The 6,757-nt window shown below is 73.5% G+C and carries 5 protein-coding genes and 1 pseudogene; 2 read left to right on the top strand and 4 right to left on the bottom strand.

Features of this window, described 5'->3' with window-relative positions:
• The 4 genes and pseudogenes from AC1DP0_RS15715 to AC1DP0_RS15700 form a co-directional block, all read right to left on the bottom strand.
• Positions 1–1,448, bottom strand: a pseudogene (locus AC1DP0_RS15715) (hypothetical protein); the annotation flags it as partial.
• Positions 1,449–1,450: 2 nt separating this feature from the next.
• Positions 1,451–2,263: a PP2C family protein-serine/threonine phosphatase gene (locus tag AC1DP0_RS15710; protein WP_478085852.1), complete on the bottom strand. Its 813-nt coding sequence runs from the start codon at positions 2,261–2,263 to the stop codon at positions 1,451–1,453.
• Positions 2,260–2,748: a hypothetical protein gene (locus AC1DP0_RS15705; RefSeq protein WP_478085850.1), complete on the bottom strand. Its 489-nt coding sequence runs from the start codon at positions 2,746–2,748 to the stop codon at positions 2,260–2,262. Before AC1DP0_RS15705 ends, AC1DP0_RS15710 begins: the two co-directional genes overlap by 4 nt.
• A gap of 208 nt (positions 2,749–2,956) precedes the next feature.
• Positions 2,957–4,456, bottom strand: coding sequence for a CCA tRNA nucleotidyltransferase (locus tag AC1DP0_RS15700; protein ID WP_478085846.1), 1,500 nt, complete (start codon positions 4,454–4,456; stop codon positions 2,957–2,959).
• A 120-nt stretch (positions 4,457–4,576) separates the two neighbouring features.
• Here AC1DP0_RS15700 and AC1DP0_RS15695 point away from each other — a divergent pair, with 120 nt between their 5' ends.
• On the top strand, positions 4,577–5,062 hold the full coding sequence (locus AC1DP0_RS15695) for an NUDIX hydrolase (protein WP_478085843.1): 486 nt from the start codon (positions 4,577–4,579) through the stop codon (positions 5,060–5,062).
• A gap of 53 nt (positions 5,063–5,115) precedes the next feature.
• The coding region (locus AC1DP0_RS15690) for a DUF6049 family protein (protein ID WP_478085841.1) at positions 5,116–6,757 on the top strand (1,642 nt) is incomplete at its 3' end.

Raw genomic sequence — 6,757 nt, 5'->3', positions numbered from 1 at the left:
GTCGGAGGCAGCAGGCTCGGGGCGGGGGGCGGCGTGTGTCGTCCGGAGAAGGTCGGCACCTCCGGCTCGGGGGCGGGCTGGGGCGACTTCGGCGCAGCGCTGGCCCATGGGACGGAGGAGATGAGGCCTCCCTCGGACAACTCGGCGACCGGGGGCACCTGGGGCGCGGACGGGATGGGTCGCGGGGGCACCTCGGGGGCGGGCGCGGCGTTCGTGACCGGCACGTCGGGCAGGTCGGTGACGACGGGCACCGCGAGTGGCTCGTCCTCGTCGGATCCGCCGTCCTCGTCGTCGGTCTGGGTCAGCTGGGCGAGCGCCCTGCGGTGCTCGTCGGCCGTCGTCGTGTGCCCGAAGAGGTAGTCGTAGCTGGGCACGGGCGGCCGTTGTCCGTCGCCGACTTCGTCCACGTCGTCCGGCACCGGACGCGTGTTCGGCCCTGCCGGTCGGGCGGGGAGGTCCGTCGCCGGTGCCGGGGAGGACGTCGCTGCGTCGGGCTCGAGGAGCGGGCGCGCGGCCCAGGTCGAGTCGACGTCACGTGAGACGACGACGGGCAGGTCGTCAGCCACCGACTCGGACTGGGCGTCGGGGCGGGCGCTCGGCGCCGTGGCTCGCACGGGGGCGGGTGGGGCGACCGAGGTCCACGCGCGCAGGGCCGGTGGCCCGACGGCGGGAACGGAAGGAGCGGCCGGCTCCTGGGAACGGGGGCCCCCGGGCACGGGTGCTCCCGACGCGGCCGGGGGGCCTTCCGAGTCAGGCCGACTCGCCTCCACGGCGTCGTGGCGGGCCCAGCTGCGACCCCACGGCGACCGACCCGAGCTGTCTGAGCCGCTCGAACCGCTCGAACCGCCGGAGGCGTCGGATGCGTCGGATGCGTCGGACGACCGGACAGCAGCCCCGAAGGTCGGGATCACAGCGGGTGGCGACTGGCCGGAGACGGGCTGGGGATCCTGGGCGCCGGTCACGCCACCGGCGGGCTCGGCGGCGGGGTCCTCCGCCGACGCGTGCCCCGATCCCGCGGACACGGCCCCGGCTCCCGCTCCGAGAGCCAACGGCGACGCCGGCTGGGAGCGTTCGGACTCGTCGAGCACGCGCAGCACCACACGGTCGGGGTGGTCCGGGAGCTCGAGGTCGGTCCAGACCTTGCTGCTCGTCGCGCGGACGTCGTGCTCGGTCCCGTCGGCCAGGGTCACGACGGCCGAGACGGGCCCGAAGGCGACTATGCGGGTGCGCGGCTGCCAGTGCACGCCGACGAAGTGGTGGGCCTTGCGCATGCCCCCGGCGGTCAGCACCTCGACGACGTCGTCGAGGTCTCCGCCGTCCGCGGCATCACTCGCTGCGATCGTGCGCTCGTCGTCCTCGTCGAGGCCGATGAGCAGGTGCATGCCAGGGCCGCCGATGTGCGTCCACCCGTCAGGGGCCCGTTCGACGACCACGGACGGGTCACTCACGTCTACGACCTGCTCTCCCCCGATGAGCCGTTCACGTTTTCGCGCGGGGTCGTGTCCTCGTCGACGTCGGAGTCGGCGTCCTGACCCTGCACCGCGACGACGATAGCAGTGACGTTGTCCCGACCTCCGGCTGCGACACCACGCCGCACGAGCTCGGCAGCCGCCTCCTCGGCGTCGGGATGGTCGGCGAGGACGGCCTCCATCTCCTCACGGGTGAGCTCGTTGGACAGCCCGTCGGAACAGATGACGAAGACCTCGCCCGGGTAGGGCGGGAACACCCACGTGTCGACGACGCCCATCGGGTCGCGTCCGAGCGAGCGGGTGACGACGTTGCGCCCGGGGTGCCGCTGGGCCTGCTCCGGCGTGATGAGACCCCGCTCGACGAGCTCCCACACCTCCGAGTGGTCGACGGTGACCTGGGAGAGCTGCCCGTCGAGGCAGCGGTAGACGCGTGAGTCGCCGACGTTGAAGACGGCCCAGTGTCGCGAGCCGCCGACGGAGACGAGGGCCAGGCCGGCGACGGTGGTGCCCATCCCGGTCTGCTCGGGGTGCCGTGCGGCCGAGGCGAGGATGCGCCGGTTGGCCTCCTCGACCTGGGCGACGACGTCACGTACGTGGATGACCGGGCGCGCGGCGAGCTCGACGACGGTCTCGGCGGCGATGCGGCTCGCGACCTCGCCCGCGGCGTGCCCTCCCATGCCGTCGGCGACGACGTAGACGGTCCCGTCCGTGAGTGCCGCGTCCTCGTTGTGCTGGCGAACCCGTCCCACGTCGGTCGCCAGGCCGGCCGCGATCGCCGGAACTCCGCTGGTCATGCTTCGCTCCACGGCGTGACCCGGACCGTCGTCAGGACCTGACGGATGAGCTCGTAGTCGGCTACCGCCTCCGGGCCACCGACGGCACCGGTCAGCTGGACGAGGTGGGCGCCCACCTCGGGAGCCTCGGAGCCCACGAGGTGGAAGAGGTTGGCCTGGAGCACGGTCTCGACGTCGGGGTCCGGCCACGTGGCGTCACACCCGACGAACGCGGCACCGCCCAGGTCCGCGGCATACGGCTCCGAGACGGCGCCGCCCCGGGAGGTCGCCAGGGAGGCGATCTGCTCGAGCGAGTCCTCGACCCTGAACTCGGGCCCGCACGGCTCGATGGTCACGACGACGTTGGGTGCGAACGCGCCCTCGCGCGGCAGTCGGGCGGCCATCGTCGTGCCCGGTGCGTGCGCGGGCTCCCATCCGTCCGGAACCTCGAGGGCCACCGACGGCTGCCCCGGGAAGTCGGCGCTCGGGTAGGCGAGGGTGCTCATGGACTCGTTCCTTTCGGTCGCTCCCGCAGGGGTCGGGGACGGCGCGGTCAGTCAATCATTCACGCGGTGCCGTGTCAGGTAGGTCGTCGCGCCCTTCGAGGACTGTGGCAGCACCGGGAACGAAGTGCTGCCGAGCGTACGACGGCGGCGGCCGACCCCGCGATGGGGAGAGCTGCCCATCGCGACGACCACCCCACACCCACGGAGGTCAGTCCGTGGTCCCTCGCGCTGCCCACCAGGCCTCGAGCTTCTCGCGGGCGGCGTCCTTGCCGATGGGGCCGTCGTCGAGGCGGACCGACAGGAGGAAGTCGTACGCCTCGCCCAGCACCGGGCCGGGCCGGATGCCCAGCGCCTCGGCGATCTCGTTGCCGTTGAGCTCCGGTCGCACACTGGCCAGCTCCTCCTCCTGCGCGAGTCGCTCGATGCGCCGTTCGAGGTCGTCGTAGGCCTGGGAGAGCCGTGCTGCCTTGCGCGCGTTGCGCGTGGTGCAGTCCGAGCGCGTGAGGCGGTGCAGTCGGGTCAGCAGCGGCCCGGCGTCCGTGACGTAGCGCCGCACGGCGGAGTCGGTCCACTGGCCGTCGCCGTAGCCGTGGAAGCGCAGGTGCAGCTCGACGAGCCGGGCGACCTGCTTGGTCGTGTCCTTGTCGAAACGCATCGCCTTGAGCCGCTTGCTCGTGAGCTTGGCGCCGACGAGCTCGTGGTGGTGGAACGAGACGCCGCCACCGTCCTCGAAGCGTCGGGTGGCGGGCTTGCCGATGTCGTGGAGCAGCGCCGCGAGGCGCAGCACGAGGTCGGGACCGGGCACGGAGTCGGGCGCTCCGTCAGCGGGACCCTCGAGGTCGATGGCCTGCTCGAGGACGATGAGGGAGTGGTCGTAGACGTCCTTGTGCCGGTGGTGCTCGTCGAGCTCGAGCCGCAGGGCCGGCAGCTCCGGGAGGAACACGTCGGCCAGACCGGTGTCCACGAGCAGCGTGAGCCCGAGCCGCGGGCGGGACGACATGAGCAGCTTGGTGAACTCGTCGCGCACGCGCTCGGCGGAGATGATCGAGAGCGTGCCGGCGCGTTCCGTCATGGCGGCGCGCACCTCGGGCGCCACGTCGAAGCCGAGCTGCGAGGCGAAGCGGGCCGCCCGCATCATCCGCAGCGGGTCGTCGGCGAAGGACTCCTCGGGCGCGGACGGCGTCATGAGCCGTTGCCGGACGAGGTCGGACAGTCCCCCGTGGACGTCGACGAACTCCAGGCTGGGCAGCCGGATCGCCATGGCGTTGACCGTGAAGTCGCGACGGACGAGGTCACCCTCGAGGCTGCGGCCGAACATGACCTCGGGCTTGCGCGACGTACGGTCATAGGTGTCGGCGCGGTAGGTCGTGATCTCGATGACGTGGGCGCCCTTGCGCAGGCCGATCGTGCCGAACTCCCGGCCGATGTCCCAGTGCGCGTCGGCCCAGCCCCGGACCGCCGCGAGGATCTCGTCGGGCCGCGCGTCGGACGTGAGGTCGAGGTCGGGCGAGACCCGACCGAGGAACGCGTCACGGACCGGGCCGCCGACGAGGGCCAGGTCGTGCCCGGACCCTGCGAACCGCTCGCCGAGCTCGCTCAGCATCGGCAGGACCGGGGCGAGTCGGGCGACGGCGGCGCGCAGGAGCGGCAGGCCGGCATCGGCGGGCTGCTGGCCGTCGGGGACGGGCGTGTCGGGTCGGTCAGGCACGCGCCCAGCCTAGTGAGCGTCCGGCGAGCTCCCGACCGCGTGCACGGCGCTGCTTCGGCCCCCGTGTCGCCTCCCCGCGAGGACGGGAGGTGCCACGGTCCCGCCGGTTATGGTGGCGATGTGAGCGCGCTGCCCGTCCCGAGTCCCCTGCCGGGGAGGCGCCTGCCCGCCGTCGAGGAAYGGTCGGCCGGGGGCATCGTCGTGGACGTCCGCGAGGGTCGGGCGCTCATCGCCATCATCGCCCGGCGCAACCGGGCCGGGCGCATCGAGTGGTGCCTGCCCAAGGGCCACGTCGAGCCCGGTGAGACGCTCGTCGAGGCGGCCGCCCGCGAGGTGGCCGAGGAGACCGGCATCGTCGGACGCGTGCTCGTCGAGCTCGGCACCATCGACTACTGGTTCGCGACGTCGAGCACACGCGTGCACAAGTTCGTGCACCACTACCTCCTCGAGGCCACGGGCGGAGAGCTCTCCATCGAGAACGACCCCGACCACGAGGCCATCGACGTCGCCTGGATGAGGCTCGACGAGGTGCACCGCAGACTCACGTTCCCCAACGAACGCCGCATCGCCCAGGCGGCGTGGAACCGGCTGGCGGGGACGGCGTGACCCTTCGAGGGTCGCGGCGTCCGGACACGAGCGGACGCCGCGGGACCCGCCTCGTGCGCAGCCTGACCGCCACCGCGTCCACGCTGGCCGCCCTGGGCCTGGCGGTCGGGGGTGCGGTCGGGGGTTCCGTCGCGAGCGCCGCGCCCTCGGCCGGTGTCCCGACGACGTATGCCGGCACGTCCGACGCGGCGCCCGAGCGCGGTCCCGCCGTGACGCCGGTCAAGGACGTCGCGGTCATCGTCCTCGACACCTTGTCTCCCTCCGTCGTGAGCCCCGGCAAGGACGTCACGATCACCGGCACCGTCACGGCACCGCTGACCGGCCCGCTGTCCAGCCCCCGGCTGCAGGTGGTGCGCGGGGACGTGCCGGTGAACCAGCGCGCGGCACTGGACGACTGGGCCTCCGGCCGAACGCCGGTCTCGGGCCGAACCGTCAGCACCACGGCCGTCCCGACCGTGCCGGCAGGCCAGACCCGGCCGTTCACGACCACGGTGCCCTGGGGGCTGCTGCGCTCCGCCGCCGCCTTCGCCGCCGTCCCGATCTCGGTCGAGGTGGTCCAGCAGGGCGCGACCGAGCCCACCGGCCGGACGCGGACCTTCGTCGCCTGGAACGGTCGCAAGGAGTACGTCCCGCTCAAGGTGGCCACGGTGCTGCCCCTGACCCTCGACCCGGACGTCAACCTCTTCTCCCGCAACGACGCGTCGAGGGAGTCGGCCTGGCAGCGAGCCATCGGGCCCGCCTCGCGCGTGGCCCGCATCCTCCAGGGCACCAGCGGCGCGCACGTCGACCTCGACGTCGACCCGTCCGTGCTCGGACCGGATCCTGGTGCCGCGGCTTCCTCCGGACCTCCCGGGTCGGGTTCCGGCTCGGCCGCCGCCACCCCGACGCCGAGCGACACCGCCTCGGGCACCCCCGCCGCCCCCGCAGCTCCTGCAACGCCCGGCGTTCCCGGCACGGGCGAGACACCGACGACCACTCCCCCCACCGCTCCGACGACCGGTCCCACGACCCAGGGCACGCCGCCGTCCCAGGCCGCCGCCACCATCGGGCGCCTCGGCGACGAGCTCGAGACGCAGCTGCGGGGCCGCAGCGTGTGGGCGCTGCCCTACGCCGACGCCGATGTCGCCGCCACCGTTGCCGTCGACCCCTCGAACTCGCTCGTGCGCGACCTCGTGACCCGCGCGAGCACCCTGGCCACTCGACTGGGCCAACCCGCCCGGACCGACATCGTCTGGCCCGTCGACGGTCTGATGCCGGCAGGTCGCGAGCAGGGCATCCAGACACTCCTGTCCGGCACCTCGGTCAAGAAGGCGGCCGGCATCGTCGTCAACGCCGCCGCGGTGAGCAGGACGACGGGATACACCCAGACCGCGCGGAGGGTCACGGCCGCTGGGACGCGGTTGCTCGCCTACGACCCCCGGCTGTCGGCGCTCCTTCCGACGCGCACCGATCCGAGCCCGGTGCTGTCCATCCAGCGCTACCTCGCGGAGACGCTCGTGCTCCTCGGGGAGCGAGCCGGCACCTCCCGTTCCGTCCTCGTCACGGCCCCGCGCACGTACGACCCCGACGGAGCCGCCCTCGCGACGTTCCTCGCCGCGACGTCGAGCGCGCCGTGGCTCGAGCCCGTCGACGCGTCCTCGCTGCTCTCCGACAGCGGCACCGAGCAGGCCGTGGAGCAGGCCAGCCCGGCGACGC

This window comes from Terrabacter sp. P5_B1 (genome assembly GCF_056400505.1).
This window is presented reverse-complemented; position numbering and strand designations above follow the sequence as displayed.